This window comes from Amycolatopsis sp. Poz14, from assembly GCF_006704225.1.
GTDB lineage: Bacteria > Actinomycetota > Actinomycetes > Mycobacteriales > Pseudonocardiaceae > Amycolatopsis > Amycolatopsis nivea.
This window is the reverse complement of sequence record NZ_JACLHD010000002.1, coordinates 105,312-120,653: the sequence shown is the minus strand read 5'-3', so window position 1 is coordinate 120,653 and position 15,342 is coordinate 105,312. Positions and strand designations below refer to the sequence as shown.

Annotated in this window: 12 protein-coding genes and 1 other RNA gene; 10 read left to right on the top strand and 3 right to left on the bottom strand. The window is 70.6% G+C overall.

What is annotated here, in order from left to right; translation table 11 throughout:
• Positions 1-54 precede the first annotated feature (54 nt).
• Positions 55-1,176: a dimethylsulfone monooxygenase SfnG gene (sfnG, locus tag FKO37_RS44245; protein ID WP_238608476.1), complete on the bottom strand. Its 1,122-nt coding sequence runs from the start codon at positions 1,174-1,176 to the stop codon at positions 55-57.
• 109 nt (positions 1,177-1,285) lie between these two features.
• Between sfnG and rnpB the strand changes: the two genes are divergently transcribed.
• The 10 genes from rnpB to FKO37_RS44195 all read left to right on the top strand — a co-directional run bounded on the left by rnpB (position 1,286) and on the right by FKO37_RS44195 (position 13,143).
• Positions 1,286-1,678: RNase P RNA component class A (gene rnpB, locus FKO37_RS44240), an RNA gene on the top strand.
• A 22-nt stretch (positions 1,679-1,700) separates the two neighbouring features.
• Complete coding sequence (locus tag FKO37_RS44235; protein ID WP_238608475.1) at positions 1,701-2,558, top strand: hypothetical protein; 858 nt, start codon at positions 1,701-1,703, stop codon at positions 2,556-2,558.
• Between the two features lie 470 nt (positions 2,559-3,028).
• Positions 3,029-3,295: a hypothetical protein gene (locus tag FKO37_RS44230; protein ID WP_037815757.1), complete on the top strand. Its 267-nt coding sequence runs from the start codon at positions 3,029-3,031 to the stop codon at positions 3,293-3,295.
• A gap of 12 nt (positions 3,296-3,307) precedes the next feature.
• Positions 3,308-3,796 carry a hypothetical protein gene (locus FKO37_RS44225; RefSeq protein ID WP_037815755.1) on the top strand — a complete coding sequence of 163 codons (489 nt, stop codon included), beginning with the start codon at positions 3,308-3,310 and terminating at the stop codon, positions 3,794-3,796.
• A gap of 3 nt (positions 3,797-3,799) precedes the next feature.
• A complete protein-coding gene (locus FKO37_RS44220) occupies positions 3,800-6,757 on the top strand; it encodes an ATP-binding protein (RefSeq protein ID WP_238608474.1) in 2,958 nt (985 codons plus the stop codon).
• Positions 6,758-6,803: 46 nt separating this feature from the next.
• Complete coding sequence (locus FKO37_RS44215; RefSeq protein WP_238608473.1) at positions 6,804-8,882, top strand: magnesium transporter; 2,079 nt, start codon at positions 6,804-6,806, stop codon at positions 8,880-8,882.
• A 3-nt stretch (positions 8,883-8,885) separates the two neighbouring features.
• Positions 8,886-9,485: a hypothetical protein gene (locus tag FKO37_RS44210; RefSeq protein ID WP_037815751.1), complete on the top strand. Its 600-nt coding sequence runs from the start codon at positions 8,886-8,888 to the stop codon at positions 9,483-9,485.
• A gap of 2 nt (positions 9,486-9,487) precedes the next feature.
• The gene (locus FKO37_RS44205; protein WP_037815749.1) at positions 9,488-10,486 is read left to right on the top strand and encodes a C40 family peptidase; all 999 of its coding nucleotides are present in this window, start codon (positions 9,488-9,490) and stop codon (positions 10,484-10,486) included.
• 2,150 nt (positions 10,487-12,636) lie between these two features.
• Positions 12,637-12,921: a hypothetical protein gene (locus FKO37_RS44200; RefSeq protein ID WP_167754405.1), complete on the top strand. Its 285-nt coding sequence runs from the start codon at positions 12,637-12,639 to the stop codon at positions 12,919-12,921.
• A gap of 24 nt (positions 12,922-12,945) precedes the next feature.
• Entirely contained in the window at positions 12,946-13,143 is a 198-nt protein-coding gene (locus FKO37_RS44195) for a hypothetical protein (RefSeq protein WP_037815747.1), read from the top strand.
• A gap of 259 nt (positions 13,144-13,402) precedes the next feature.
• Here the strand turns inward: FKO37_RS44195 and FKO37_RS44190 are convergent, their stop codons facing one another.
• Positions 13,403-14,197, bottom strand: coding sequence for a hypothetical protein (locus tag FKO37_RS44190; RefSeq protein WP_238608472.1), 795 nt, complete (start codon positions 14,195-14,197; stop codon positions 13,403-13,405).
• On the bottom strand, positions 14,194-15,339 hold the full coding sequence (locus FKO37_RS44185) for an SMI1/KNR4 family protein (protein ID WP_238608471.1): 1,146 nt from the start codon (positions 15,337-15,339) through the stop codon (positions 14,194-14,196). The genes FKO37_RS44190 and FKO37_RS44185 overlap by 4 nt, the downstream gene beginning before the upstream one ends.
• Positions 15,340-15,342 lie beyond the last annotated feature (3 nt).

Genomic DNA, 15,342 nt, shown 5'->3' with positions numbered 1-15,342 from the left:
GAAGCAGCAGGGACAGGGGACCGTTCACCCCCGAACGCTAGCCGCCGCGAATCCTCAGATCCCCGCCGGTTCCGGCACTCCCGCGCCGCGGTCCAGCACCCGCTCCTTCTCCCGGATCACCGGCAGCACCTCCCGGCCGAAGTGCTCGACGTCCTCCAGATAGTGCAGGAAACCGAGCAGCAACAGGTTCGCGCCGCGCTTTTTGTACTCGATCGCCCGGTCCGCGATCTGTTCCGGCGTTCCGATCAAGCCGGTCCGGAATCCGTCGTTGTACTGCACCAGGTCGGCGAACTCCGAATCCGCCCACATGCCCTTGGTGTCCGAAGTGGACTTCCCGGCCTGCTTGACCGCCGAGCGGAATCCTTCGACGGCAGGCACGTTCGCCTTCGCCACGATCTCCCGCAGCACCTCGCGCGCCTCTGCTTCGGACTCGCGGGCGATCACGAACCCGTTGAGCCCGAACCGCACTGCGTGGTCGTTCTCCGCGGCGTATCCGCGCACCTCGTCGACCTGCTCGCTGAACCCGGCGAAATCCTTGCCATTGCTGAAATACCAGTCCGAGACGCGACCGGCCAGCTTGCGCGCCGCGGTGGAGTTGCCGCCCTGGAAGACCTCCGGATGCGGCCGGCCAGGCCCGGCGACCGGTTTGGGTTTGATGTCGAAATCGTGGATCCGGTAGAAGTCGCCGCCGAACTCGGCGTGGTCGTCGGTCCACAATTCCTTGAGCACGCGGATGAACTCCTCCGAGCGGCGGTAGCGCTCGTCGTGTTCGAGCCACGGCTGCCCGAGACCGGTGAACTCGTCTTTGAACCAGCCGCTGACCACGTTCACCGCGGCCCGGCCGCCGGAGATGACGTCCGCGCTCGCGATGAACTTCGCGAGCACGCCGGGCTGCCACAGTCCGGGATGGACGGCCGCGATGACCTTCAGCCGCTGCGTCGCGAGCAGCAGCGCCAGGCTGAAACCGGTGGATTCGTGCTGGTAGGCGGCACCGTAGCTGGCGGTGTAGCGGACCTGGGTGAGCGCGTATTCGAAGCCGTTGTTCTCGGCGAGCACGGCCAGTTCGCGGTTGTACTCGTAGCCCCAGTCGGTGCGCTGTTCGATGTCGCTGGTGACCAGGCCGCCGCTCACATTCGGGACCCAGTAAGCGAATTTCAGGGGTTCGGGTGCGGTCATGCCGGGAGTGAAACAGCGGCCGGGCGCCGGGCCAAGCGCGTCCACGCGGTGGAATGTGCCAGCCGGTGCCCGGGGCCGCACGGCCTCCCGGGTACGCTGTTTCGGCGGACGAGCTGGCAGGACGGTCGCGGCCCGGGTTCTCCCGGTCCGAGGAAAGTCCGGACTCCGCAGGGCAGGGTGGTTGCTAACGGCAACCCGGGGCGACCCGCGGGACAGTGCCACAGAAAACAGACCGCCCCCGTCCCCGGACGGGGGTAAGGGTGAAACGGTGGTGTAAGAGACCACCAGCATCCCGGGTGACCGGGATGGCTCGGTAAACCCCACCCGGAGCAAGGCCAAGAGGGAGTTCGCTCCTGCGCAGGCGATCGAGGGCGGCCCGCCCGATGCCTGCGGGTAGGCCGCTGGAGCCTGCCGGCGACGGCAGGCCGAGATGGATGACCGTCGCCCGGTCCGCCGCGAGGCTGCCCGGGAACAGGATCCGGCTTACATGCCAGCTCGTCCGCCCGATCGCTACGATCGGGCGCATGGGTCAAGCCGTCGCCGCCGCTGTCGCCTTCCGGACCACCTTCGACACTCTGCACGCCCCCGTCTACTTCGCGCCAGAGACCCAGGAGCGGCTCGCCGCCGCCGGGCTCAAACCGGGGTCGATGACCTACTTCGCCAGCCGCGCCGCGGCGATGGGCGCGGTCGGGCCGGGCACGGTCACCGCCACCTTCTACAGCTTCAGCCCCAGCCTGATCGCCCACTTCGTCCCGCGCGTCTGGACGATCGCCACCCCCGAGGCCGTGCTGGAAGCCCGGCTCGCCGCCGTCGACGACATCTACCGCCGGCTGTTCGGCGACGAGACGCTCGCGTCCGCCGAGGTCGCCGAAGCTGCCGAGCTCGCCCGGGAAGCCACCGAGGGCTGCCGTCCCGAAGGCCGTCCGCTCTACGCCGCGCACGCGGACCTGGATTGGCCCGAACAACCGCACCTCGCGCTCTGGCACGCGGTCACCTTGCTGCGCGAGCACCGCGGAGACGGGCACGTCGCGGCGCTGACCACGAATGGTCTGCCCGGCCTCGAAGCGCTGGTCACGCACAGCGCGACCACGAACGGCACCCCGCCGGACACCGCCAAGCGCACCCGCGGCTGGAGCGACGAGGAGTGGGACGCGGCCGCGGCCCGGCTGACCGCCGACGGAATCCTCGACGCCGGCGGCGCGCTCACCGAACGCGGACTCGAGCTGCGCGAACGCGTCGAGACGGCGACGAACGCGGCGGCGCGGGGCCCGTGGGAGCACCTCGGCGAGGAGAAGACGGCCCGGCTGGAGCAGCTGTGCGCTCCGCTCAGCCGCCGGGTGATCGAAGCGGGCGCGATCCCGAGCGCGGCGTTCCGGCCCTGATCCGCGAGACGGTCCGGAACTGCCCGGGATCACGCTTTGTAGTGAACAAATGCGCACATCGGACGCGATGGTGACCGTTATCGCATCGGAGAGTGATCAATTCCAGATTGTTTTCCAATCCGGTTGTCACTCACCGGACTCGCGGCGGAACGCCGATCGGGGCATGCCACACTGGTGCCTGCCCGACACGCCGGTCCGGGGCGCACCGAGAGTGAGCGCCGCACGTTTCGCGGAGCCGCACCGCCGGAAGACTGCGCAATCCGGGTGGCTTGGGTTATTCCGGAGCACCCTTGCCACGATGATGGAGGGCGAGGAATCCTGACCATCGGACCGCAATACCCGCCCATTGACCACAAGTCGACATCTACGCAGCGCGCTTTGACCATTACCCCTTGTAACGCCATGATGGTGTTCGTAGCTTCGCCGAAGCCAGAACAGCGCGGCGCCCGCCGTGCACCGGGAGTATCGCGATGACCAGCATGACCGCCCTCGAGACGTTTGTGGCCGAAGGGCTCAGCACCGGCAACGTCCGGACCTGGCTGCTCGACAACATCATCCCGCTCGTGCTCCTCGCGGTGGCGCTGCTGCTGCTGTGGCTGGGCGGCGGCAAGGGCGACAACGCGGGGGTCATGCGGCGGCTCGCCGGCGTGGTCATCGCGCTCGCGATCATCGGACTCGCGGTCAGCGGCGCGGGCGTGAACGTGGGCCAGTGGATCGCCGGCCTGTTCACCGGCTGAGGCGGAGCAGGCGTGCGGATCAGGACCGATGACGAGGTGTACCGGGTCGATGCCGTCTGGCTCGGCCCGCCGAAGGCGACTTTTCCCTGGCGAGCCCGCTACGTGGCATGGCTCGTCGGCATTCCGGTCTTCCTGGTCGTGCTCACCGTGGAGCGGTGGGTCGGCTGGAGTTTCGGGTTTTTCTCCACGGCGTGGGCGTTCGTGGCCACGATCGTGATCACCAGGCTGATCACCGCCAAGATCAGCCACGAACGCCCGTTGGGCGCGGTGATCGCGATGATGGGCCAGGAACTGCGCGCGCCGAGAGAACGGACCTCGGGCGCGGGCGGCGCGGTGAGCGCCAGCCGGGTCCGGGTGCGGGCGGAGCGCCCGCTGCCGAAGCACAAGAGAAGGCGGCAATACCAGCACCGCGACCCGCGTCGCGGTGCAGGCACGAGTGCCGGGAAACAGGGAGCACCACGAGCGCGCCGGAGCCGCCCCGCGGCTCGGGCCGGGAGGTAGTCGTTGTTCGGTCGCGGCGGAAGCCGAGGGAAGCGGGAGCAAGACGTCCCTGCCGGTGCGTGGAACACGCCCCCGCAGGGCCGTCCGCCGTCCGGCGGCAGCAAGTCCGGCGGCAAGGGCCGCAGGCTGCCCGGTGAGCAGGCGATACCGGCGTACACGCCGTCGATCGCCGCGCGCAGCATCGACGGGCATCTGCTGCGCACCGGGTACGAGGTGTACGCCTGGTACCGGCTCGCGCCGCAGCGCTGGTCGTTCCGTTCCGATTCGCAGCGCCGCGACCTGATCGCGGCCATCGCGGGCCAGTACGCCGAACTGCAGGGCCGCTGGCTGCACCTGCGCGTCACCAACCGGCCGTACCCGATCCGGATGTGGGCCGAGGCGCACGTGCACAACGCGGTCGGCAGGCCGAACGACGTGCCGGGCGCGCTGTCGTTCGACGACTACCTGATCGGCGAGCAGCAGCAGCTGATGGGCCGCTCGATGGCGGAAAAAGAGGTCTACCTCGGCGTTCAGGTGCAGACCCGGCGCATGGTGGACCGCGCGGTCGAACGCGCCGCGCCGGTGCTGCGCCGGATCCTTCCGGAGGCGGTCGACGCCGAACTGGCCGCGCTCGACTCCGAGATCGAGCACCTCGACCAGGTCATCGGCAGCGCCGGGCTGGAAGGCCGTCCGGTGCACGCCGAGGAGATGTCCTGGCTGATGCACCGCTCGTGCTCGCTCGGCCTGCCCGCGCCGCGGAACATGCCCGCGGTGCCGGGCGCGGCGTGGGAGCCCGAAGACCTCGCCAGCTTCACCGACGCGGCTGATTTCCACGCCGACCCGTACGCGCCCACGGTCACCGTGCGCGGCCGTACCGGGTCCAACGCCGGCGTGTCGCGGCATCTCGCGGTGCTCACCGTCGGACAGATGCACGGGCTGCAGATCCCCGAGGTCGACGACCCGTGGATCCAGCACGCGGACCGGCTGCCCGCGGCGGTCGAGGTGTCCGCGCGGATCTACGTGCGGCGTCCGGAAGAGGTGTCCGGCGAACTGCAGCGGCAGATGAACAAGGTCCGCTCGCAGGTCAAGCACTACACCGACGAGCACGAGCTGGAGCCGCCGCAGTCGCTGGCCCGGCAAGCGGGCCGGGTGCTGGAGATCGACGACGAGATGACGTCGGGCTTCACCGCGCTGGCCACGCGCGTGCGGTCGTGGTGGCGCCTGGCGGTGTCCGGTCTGACCGAGCGCGACGCGCTGCGGCTGGCCCAGCAGCTGCTCGACCTGTACAAGCCGAAGATCGCCATCGAACACCCGGAAGCGCAGTACGCGATGGCCCGGGAGTTCATCCCGGGCGAGCCGCTGGCCTCGGGCGCGTACATGCGCCGCGGTTCGGTCGTGTGGACGGCTTCGGCGGTGCCCACCGCGACCGCGGAGGTCGGCGACCGGCGCGGCATCCTGCTCGGCGAAACCGTCACCGCGACGCGGCGGCCGGTGGCCTGGGACCCGTGGATGGCGCAGGAAATCCGCGACGGATCGGGCCTCACCGCGATGGTCGCCGGCCTGGGCGGCGGCAAGTCGTTCCTCGGCGGCGGCATCGTCTACAAGACGCTGCGGGCCGGGGCGCACTGGACGATCCTCGACCCGTCCGGCCCGCTGTCGCGGCTGTGCGACCTGCCGGAGATCCGGCCGTACGCGCGGCCGATCAATCTGCTCAACGCCCAGCCGGGCATCCTCAACCCGTACCGGGTGGTCGCCGATCCGCTGATCGAGCACTTCATGGACGAGGAGGATCCGGAGCGTTCGTGGCGGCGCGAGAAGGCGCTGGCCGGAGCGACCCGGCGGCGGCTGGTGCTCGACGTGCTCACCGGCGTGCTGCCGTACGAGGTGTCGCGGATGGCGCAGACCCGGATCGTGCTCCTGCGCGCGGTGCGCGCGGTCGGCGGCCGGTTCGACGCGGACCCGGGCCAGGTCATCGACGCGCTGCGGCGGGATTCGAGCGAGCACCACGAGCACGCGGTCGTGGTCGCGGACTTCCTGGACGAAATGCGCGAGCGGATGGCGCTGCTGATCCCGGAAACCGACGCGGACCCGTACGCCGAGACCCGCGACGACCGGATGACCGTGCTGACCATGGCGGGGCTGACCCTGCCGAAGGACGGCGTGCCGCGCGAGTACTGGACCGACGCCGAATCGCTCGGCGTGGAAATGCTGAACCTCGCGGCCTGGCTGACCCAGCGGTCGGTGTACGAGAAGCCGAAGGAACTGCGCAAGGGCGTCTGGATCGACGAGGCGTTCTTCCTGTCCGAGGTGCCGACCGGGCGCGTGCTGATGAACCGGTTCGCGCGCGACTCGCGGAAGTGGAACGTCCGGGTGCTGCTGTCGTCGCAGATCCCGGCGGACTTCCTGAAGATCCAGGGTTTCGTGGCGCTGCTGGACTCGGTGTTCGTCGGTCGCCTCGACGACGACGATGCCCAGGCGGACGCGCTGCGGCTGCTGAAGGTGCCGGTCGGCGTGGGTTACGAGCAGGTCGTCGCCGCGCTCGGCCGCCGCCCCGGAGCCCAGCGCGGGCTCGAACGCGACATGGAGCCCCGGCAGTTCATCTTCGGCGACGGCGCCGGCGGCGTGGAGCGCATCCGCGTCGACTTCTCCGGCCCGCATCTCGACCCGTTGCGCGCGGTCATGGACACCACCCCGGGCTCGCCCGACGCGCGCAGCAAACCCGGCAGCGAACTCGTGGTACCCCACGAGGACGAGGCCAAGCCGTACGTCCCCGCCCCACCGGAGGACGACGAGCTGGAACACGACTTCGAACTCCAAGCGGAACTCGAGGTCGGTCTCGCCGACGAGCAGCTGCTGGGCTCGCCGGACCCGCTCGCGTCCGAGACCGGCGAGGTGGAGGGTGCAGTGCGCAACGGACGGCAGGAGGACCGGCACGCCCGCGCCGGCGGCAAGGGCGGCGGAACCGGCAGGGATGCCGCATGACCCCCGGTGATCCGGGCCGGCCCGCGCCGGCCGTGAGGAGGCCTGCGTGAACACCGTCTTCACGCTGGCGTTCGTCCTCGCGTTCGCCGCCGGCTGGCACGCGCTCCGCAAACGCGTCAAGGAAGGCCCCAAGCCGGGCGGCCGCCGTCCCAGCAGGCGTGCGTCGCTGCTGGCGGTGGTGGCGGTGATCGGGCTGCAGACGGTGCTGTTCGCCCCGTCGGCCAACGCGGCGGCTTGCGGGGAATCACCGAACCCGGAGCGTCCGGGGGCGGGCATGGTCGGCGCGCTCGACCCCGCCGAAGGCCACGGCGAGGCGGGCAGTCCGTACATCGATTACAGCTACGCCGGGTTCGTGTGGAACACCTACCAGACGAACTGCACGGCGTTGTCGGCCATCGCCTCGCCCAGCTCCACGATCGACACCTGGGCGGGCAACCAGCTTTTCAATGTCGGCAAGAACATCGTCGGCGCCACCAACTCGCTGCATTACACGGTGCTCGAGGGCGGTCTGCTCAACCCGATCTACAACGCGGTCAAGGCGGGCGCGGAGAAGGTCTACAACAACATCTACACGCAGTTGTTCGGGCTGGTCGCGCTGATTATGTCGATCATGTTGTTCCGCAACATCTGGCGCGGCGACCTGGCCGGGGTCAGCAAGCGGGCGCTGTACGCGATGGCGGGCGTGTGGCTCGCCGCCTCGTCGCTCGCGATGCTGCGCTATTTCGACCCCATCGACAAAGCGATCGTGCAGACCACCACGAACATCCAGGCCGGGTTCGTGGACGAGTCCGAGAACCGGGTGGTGCGGCACATCCTGCCGACCGACCTGCACAACGAAGTGGTCTACAAGAACTGGCTGCGCGGGGAATTCGGGTCGCCGGACGCGCCGCAGGCAGCCCAGTACGGCCGCCCGCTGCTCGACGCCCAAGCCTTCACCTGGGAGCAACTGCGCAACGGCGACGACGGCAAGCAGAACGTCGTCGACGCCAAGAAGGCCGCCTTCAAGGACATCTCCACCAAACTCGGCCCCGCCACCGGTTACTTCACCGGTGAGGCGGGCGGCCGCACCGGTGCCGGGTTCCTCGCGCTGGGCCAGAGCCTCGTCTACTCGCTCTTCCAGTTGCTGGCCAAGGCGTCCGTGCTGCTCGCGCAGGTGCTGATCCGCCTGTTCGCGCTCACCGCGCCGCTGATCGGCCTGGTCGCGCTGCTGAACCCGGAGATCCTGCGCCGCGTGCTCAAGGTCGCCGGCGGCATCGCGTTCAACCTGGTCGTGCTGTCGGTGCTGGCCGGCGTGCACGCGCTGCTGCTGCAGGCGATCTTCGCCGCGGGCGACGGGCTCAACCTGCTCACCAAGATGGTCCTCGCGGGGCTCATCACGGTGCTGCTGTTCCTCGTCGGACGCCCGGTGCGGCGGCTGTGGCAGATGGTCGAGATGTCGGTCAGCATGGTCGGCGGCGCGGTGCCGTCGCCGGGCGGCGGGCTGTTGTCCCGGTTCCGCCGGAAGAACGAGCCGACGCCGCAGGACCAGTTCTGGCAGAACGTCCGCGACACCGACGACGTCGTGGACGGCGAGCAGCGCGGCCCGATCGGCGCGACCGTCGGCGGCGGCCGGTACCGGCCCGAGGCGGCCGTTTTCGCCAGCTCGCAGCGGCTCGACAACGGCTCCCGGGCGGCCCGTCCCGCCGCGGCCTGGTCCGGTGCTCCGTGGCCGGGCGCGGTCGGCCCCGCGCAGTCCGCCGCGGGCGCGTTGCCCTCGGGCGGCGGAGGCGGTGCGCCGGCGTTCGGCCAGTACCACCCGGTCGCCGGTGCGCCCGGCGACTACGTGATGGCGGGCGCGCGGTGGCCGGTCAAGGAAAGCCGCCAGGTCGACACGTCCCCGGTCGCCGACCGGCGGTGGAGCGACGAGCCGGAACCGGTGGTCGTCCCGTCGCGGATGAGCGCGCCGGATCGCGGCTACTCGGCTCCGGCGCCGGACCAGCCGGGCTTCACCGTGCCGACGCAGGGCATCCGGGCCCAGCCGCGCCGGGTGGATCCCGAGGTCGTGGCCGGGAAACCGGTGTTCGTGCTGTACCGCCCGTCGCGCGGCATCGAGGTCCGCGACACCGACCAGGTCATGGGGCGGTGACCGATGCCGATCCGCACCAACCGCGGCCGGACCGCGGTCTACCGCCGCCTGTGGGGGTTCCCGCTCCGCTCGCCCCGGCATCTCGTGGGCACGCTGGTGTTCCTCGCCGTGCTGATCACCGCGCTGGGCGTCGGCCTGCCCAAGCTCCTGGGCAAACCGGCGTCCGCGCATCCGGGAACGGCTCCGCCTAACTCGTCGGCCGGGCCGCACACCGGCGTCGCGGCCCCGGTGCCGAGCACGGAGACCCTGCCGACCCGGTTGTCGCAGCCGCTGGTCACCCCGTCGTCGGCGGCGCCGAACCCGCAGGCGCTGACCGTCGCTAAGCAGTGGGCGACGGCGTGGGTGCACCATCCGGCGGGCATCTCGAACGCCGACTGGCTCAACGGGATGCGCGCGCTCACCACCGACGAGTACCTCCCGATTATGTCCACTGTGGACCCCGCGAACATCCCGGCGACCAAGGTCACCGGCGATCCGACGGTCGCGCAGTCCTACTCCAGTTCGGTCAAGGTCGTGGTCCCCACCGACGGTCCGAAACTCAGCATCACCGTGGTCAAAACCGCGGCGGGATGGCGAGTGTCGGACTATGACCAGGCGAGCTGACCGTGAAGCTGGCCATTCTCGTCTCGGTGGTGATCGCCGCCGTTTTCGCCACGGTGCTCACCACCAACGTCGTGCAGAAGGCGGTGACCGACCAGCAGCAGGCTGCGGCCGGCGGGGTCGCGCTGACCTCGTGCGACGCCGCGATCGGCCCCACCCAGCCCGGCCAGCCGGAGCAGGGCGGGGCGGACGCCGCGGAACTCGACCAGGAGTCGCGCAACACGGTTTCGCTGATCATCTCGATCGGCAAGCAGCGCAGCCTCGCGCCGCGGGCGTGGCAGGTCGCGATCCAGGCCGGGATGACCGAATCGCGGCTGCACAACGTGAACTACGGCGACCGCGATTCGCTCGGCATCTTCCAGATGCGCCCGTCGATGAACTGGGGCAGCGCGGCCCAGGTCACCGACCCGAACTACGCGATCAACAAATTCTTCGACGTCCTGCTCGGCGTCCCGGACTGGGAGAACCTGCGCCCCGGCGACGCCGCGCAACGGGTCGAGCGGTCCGGCTTCCCGGACCGGTACCACCGCTGGGAGGCCATGGCGGCCGCGCTGGTGCAGAACATGGGCCAGATCGCCGACGTGGTCGGCTGCGGGCAGGGCATGGGAGCCGCGCTGCCGCCGAGCCAGGCCGCGGCGCAGGCGATCAAGTTCGCGCTCGGCGAGCAGGGCAAGCCTTACATCTGGGGCGCGACCGGCCCGGATTCCTATGACTGTTCCGGCCTGATGCTGCGCGCCTACGAGTCGGCGGGCGTGATCCTGCCGCGCGTGTCGAAGGACCAGTACAAGGCGGGCGCGATGCTGCCGGTGCGCGACGCGCAGCCCGGTGACCTGATTTTCCTCGCCACCGACCCGGCCGACCCGACGACCATCCACCACGTCGCGATGTACCTGGGAGACGGCAAGATCGTCGAGGCCCAGCAGACCGGCGTGCCGGTGCACGTGCGCCCGTTCTCGTTCGACGAGCACGAAGTCGTGCCGCAGGCGGTGCGCCCCGGCGTCTAGCATGGGTGCGGGAGGCACCGGCTCTTGACCCGCGGGTTGCCCAGTACCGCGGGTCCGGATTCACCCCGAAGTCGCGGCCTGTCCACGAGCACGTGGCCGCGCGCTGGCAGAGGATGGCACACGTGGCACGGAAATTCGGCAAGCGAGGCAAGACCGGCCAAAGCGAGCCCCAGGACCCGGCGGCGCTGTTCGGCGCACCGCAGCCGCCGCGCCAGTCCGCGCACCCCGCGTCCAGCACCCCGTTGGCGGACCTGCTGAACCAGGGAATGCCCGGCGTCGACGGCGGGTACGTCGTCCTGCCGCGTTCCCTGGCCGAGGGCATGTCGCTCCCGTGGCAACAGCAGATGGCGGCTTTGCTGGCCCAGTTCCACGCCGAACACGCACGGTTGTCGTGGCCGGTGTACCGGGTGGTCCCGTCCCGCTACGAGCGCTTGGTGGATCTCGACGAGGAGCAGCTCGCGGAGGCGGGTTACCTGGTGGAGATGGACGCCGAGGGCGAGATGGTCTACCGGGAACGGAGCGGCCGGAAGGTCCAGGACCCCGACCGGACGACGGTGCTGGTGTCCTGCCTGGACCCGATCCCGCGCCCGGCTGCCGCTGGCCCGGTGCCTTCAGGCGAGGCGCCCCCGGTAGGCCCGCTGGCCGCGGCGGTACCGATGAACATCGGACCGGCGCCGGTTTGGCGATCTTCGGCGCCTCAGGGGCCGGTGGGGGATGAATTGCCGACGAAGTCCGCTCCGGTGGCGGCTGTACGCCCTTCAGACGCTCATGGGGGTTCGGCTCCGGCTCCTTCCGCGGCGGAACAGGCGGTTTCGCCCGCTGAGCAGGCCTCGGAAGCTGCTGGTCCGGAGACGGTTGCTGCGGACGAGACACCTCAGCCCAGCCCGGCTGTCGAGGCTCCGCCTGCCGCGCCACCGCCCGACACCAGCGTCCCGTCCTCGATGCCGCCACCCGCGCAGCCTGCGGTCAATCCTCAGTTGCAGGCGAGGCAGGCGTGGCAGCCGAAGCCGTACGTGCACGAGCCGCGTCAGCCTGCCCGCCCGGCGGAACCGTTGCCGCAACAGGGGAATCCGGTGGTTCCGCCACACGGTCGGCATGAGGCCGCTCCCGGGTGGCATGGACAGAACCCGGCGGAACAGCAAAGTCGGGTTCCGCAGCCCGGGGTGCAGCAGTACGGCCCGAGTTCGCCCCCCGCACCCGCGAACCCGTCGATGCCAGCGCCACAACCCCCGGCTCCGCCAGCTGCGCAACAGCCGGTTACTCCGCCCACGTCCGGTGGGTCGCAACCGGCTCCGCAGCAGCCGCCTACGGCCACACCTAACACGGAGTCGGTGAACCCGCCCGCGGCTAGTGCTGCGCAACCGGTTCCTCCCGCGAGCGCTCCGATGCAGCCTGCTCCTCCCGCGCCCAACGCTGAGTCGGCGAATCCGCCTGCGCCTGGTGCGTCGCAACCGGCACCGTCCGCGAGTGATCCGGCTCCTGCTTCACCCAGTGCTGAGTCGGCGACCCCGCCCGCGTCTACTGCACCGCAGCAGCCGCCGACGGCTCCTGCCGCACCCGGCGCTGAGTCGGCGAACTCGCCCGCCTCTGCTGCGCCGCAACCGGTGCCGCAGCAGCCGCCGACAGCTCCTGTCTCGCCCAGCGCGGAGGCAGCGACTCCGCCCGCGCCTGGTGCCTCGCAACCGACTCCGCCCGCGAGCGATCCGGCTCCTGCTCCATCCAGCGCTGAGTCGGCGACCCCGCCCGCGCCTACTGCACCGCAGCAGCCGACGGCTCCTGCCACACCCGGCTCCGAATCGGCAAGCTCGCCCGCTCCTGCTGCGGCGCAACCGGTGCAGCACCAGCCTGCTCCCGCCGCACCCGGCGCGGAGTCGGCGAACTCGCCCGCGTCTGCTGCACCGCACCAGCCTGCTCCTCCCGCGCTCGGCGTTGAGTCGGCGAACCCGTCCGCGCCTCCTGCACCGCAACAGCCCCCGACTGCTCCTCCTGCACCCGCGGAGTCGGCAAATCCGCCCGCCCCTTCCGCACCGCAACCACCTGCGAATCCTCCGGCCCAGCCGCAAGCACCTCCCGCCTCGGGTGCTCCGTTCCAGCTTCCGCAGCCCAGCGGTCGCCGTCGCGCGGTTGAGACCGGGCCGGACGGGCGGCCCTTGCCTGTCTTCCCTGGGCAGGAGACCGGCACCTCCACGCCGCCGCCGGTGCGGCCGTATCGGGATGAGCTGCCGGTGTTTCCGGGCAAGGAATCGGCCGTACCGCCGGTTCCGGATTACGGTGCTTCCTCCCCGGCGGACGACGCGGCGACCCCGCCTCGCGGCATTCCGGTCGGGGATCCTCGCGGGTGGTTCGACGAGCATCCCGACCACGAGGACGACGGTCCGGCCGACTTCGGGCCCACCGGGCAGCCCACGGAGGTTCCGTTCCGCTGGCGCAAGTGAGCGGGCAGGTGTCAGGCTGAACCCATGTCTGACGACCCGAACCCGGACCAGGGCTGGTACTACAACACCCGCACCCACGAAGTCGAGCACCTGGAACGCAGCCGCGGAGTCGACCTCCTCGGCCCGTACCCGGACGAGGCCACGGCCCGCCGCGCGCTCGACATCGCCCGTGAACGCACCCGGCAAGCCGACGCGGCGGACCGTTCTTGGGACGGCGACTGACTGGGCTGGTCAGGCGGGGTAAAGCGGTTTGGTGCGTGGCTGCCGCCATAGGGGCGGCAGGCAGTCGGAGTCCGCGGTGTGGAAGCGGCTAATGCACCCGGCAAGCCGACGCCGACCGTGCCTGGGTGGCGGCTGACCGGGCGGTCAGTTGGGGTAGAGCGCTTGTCCCCACAGTTGCAGCAGGCAGCCGGAGGCCGCAGTGCGGATGCGGCTAACGCACCCGGCAAGCCGACGCCGCCGACCGTGACTGACTGGGCGGTCAGGCAGGGTAGAGCGGTTTAGTACGCGGCTGCCCCCACAACTGCAGCAGGCAGCCGGAATCCGAGGTGTGGAAGCGGAGCCGGTAGTCGCCGTGTCCGGCGGGCAGCAGTGGCAGCTCCCGTTCCTGTCCGGCCAGTTCGCGCAGGACGACGTGGCCGGAATGAAAACGGCAGCTCAGCTCCGCGATCCGGGCATAGGACCGGTCGGGGCCCGGATCCGCGGGGCAGAGCACCACCGTCAACGGAAGTTCGCCGTCGTGGATCGGGGGCCAGAAGAGCGCCGCGCCGGGGACCGCGTCGATCAGGTTTGCGGATTCGGCGGACGGGGGTACCGGCAGGATGTCGCCGAGTGAACGGCCTCGGTCTAGCAGCATGAACTGCCCTGCCCGGACGCGCAGGAGAAAATCGAGGTGCGTGGTCGCGGGCCGGTACGGGGCGAAGTCCTCGGGGATGCCGTCGGGGAAGCCGTTCGAGGCAAGGAATTCAATGAACTGGGCGTCGGTCACCTGCCGGGTGCGCTCGGCGAGGCCGGGGACGTCTCCTGGCTCCGGCCGTTCGTATCTGCTGACGACCGCGATCTGGCCGGGGCCTTCGGGCAAGGGGCCTTGCCATTGGCTTACCGACACGGTCCCGCAGGTTCGGCAGGCGTCCCGCCTGATGCAGATGGTCCGGCCGGACGCGTCGGTCTGGGTTTCGGTCGCTTCCAGGGCGAAGTCGGGGAAGTCGTGCGGGCTGCCGCAGGCTCGCAGGATGTGTTCCATGGTGACGTCTTCCCGGGTCGGGACGGGTCTCATCGGTCACCTCGGGGTCGGGCCAGCAGGGCGCGGCCACGCTCGGGGGTGAGCGTCGCGGCGAGCATCGGGTCGGCGAGCAGCGCGACCGGGGCGATGTGGTCGGCGTTCCGCGGCCGCCAGTGCTCCATCGCCGCCCGCACGGCCCGCCACAACGCGTCCGCGTCGCCTGTGTGGTCGTCCAGGGCCTTCCTGACCAGCTGATCGAACGCTGGCTCGCCGAAGTTCGGGCCGTCCCGCCGAAGCCGGGCTTGGCCCTCGCCGATGGCGAGCTGGATCTCCGGGCGTTCGCCGATCATCGCCGTCTGCAGCACCGAGTGGCGGTAGTTCGTCGCGGTCCGAGCGTGCTCGGCGAACAGCCACGGCAGGAATTCCTCGGTGAACAGCGGATCGGCGAAAAAGCCTTCTGGCGCCTGATGCAGCAGCCTGCTGAACGACTGGCTGGCCTGGTACTCCCGGCCGAGCAGCAGGTCTAACTGGACGAGCAGGATCGTGGCCCGGTCGCGGCCGAATTCCTCGGCCTGAGCGAGAACCGCCGAGGCAGCGTCGGCATCGCCGGCGAGCGCGTCGAGCCTGGCCTGTTCGACCTTGGCGTCCCACGAGTCGCGAGTTTCGCCTTCCGGACGGCGCATCTGGTGGAACTCGGCGTACAGGCTCTCCATCAACGCGGTGAACGACGCGAACCGGGTGGGCGGTTCAGCCATCCAGGAGAACAAGCTGTACGCCGCCCACTCGCCGGACTCGTCGACGTCCCCGGGATCGAGGAACAGGATCCCGGCGTCGGCCTCGAGCGAGATCAGCAGTCCCCGGCTGAACTTGTTGCTCTCGGCCGGTTCCTCCTCGGAGAGTTCTTCCCAGCCCTCCCAGTACGGCTCGATGTCCCGCAGCCAGCCGAGCGTGGCGGTGTCCCGCATGCGCCAGACGAACGATCCGGCGTCGCGCCAGCCGTCTGTCGTCAGCAGGAAATCCCGGTAGGACGGCGGCAGCGGCAGACCCAATCGTGCCTCTGCCGCCGCGACCGCCTCCTCGCTCGCCGGGGCGAAGCCGAGCCATCGATCGCGCAGCACCTGCGGGTCGAGATCGGCGGGCTCGGAGCTCTGGATCCACTCCGCGCTCCACCGGGACAGCCAGGGTTTCCAGTCCATGCG

Coding starts and splice junctions, on each gene's coding strand:
- FKO37_RS44190 (WP_238608472.1), bottom strand. CDS start 14,197: ATGAGACCCGTCCCGACCCGGGAAGACGTCACCATGGAACACATCCTG.
- FKO37_RS44195 (WP_037815747.1), top strand. CDS start 12,946: ATGTCTGACGACCCGAACCCGGACCAGGGCTGGTACTACAACACCCGC.
- FKO37_RS44185 (WP_238608471.1), bottom strand. CDS start 15,339: ATGGACTGGAAACCCTGGCTGTCCCGGTGGAGCGCGGAGTGGATCCAG.
- FKO37_RS44210 (WP_037815751.1), top strand. CDS start 8,886: ATGCCGATCCGCACCAACCGCGGCCGGACCGCGGTCTACCGCCGCCTG.
- FKO37_RS44235 (WP_238608475.1), top strand. CDS start 1,701: ATGGGTCAAGCCGTCGCCGCCGCTGTCGCCTTCCGGACCACCTTCGAC.
- FKO37_RS44230 (WP_037815757.1), top strand. CDS start 3,029: ATGACCAGCATGACCGCCCTCGAGACGTTTGTGGCCGAAGGGCTCAGC.
- sfnG (WP_238608476.1), bottom strand. CDS start 1,176: ATGACCGCACCCGAACCCCTGAAATTCGCTTACTGGGTCCCGAATGTG.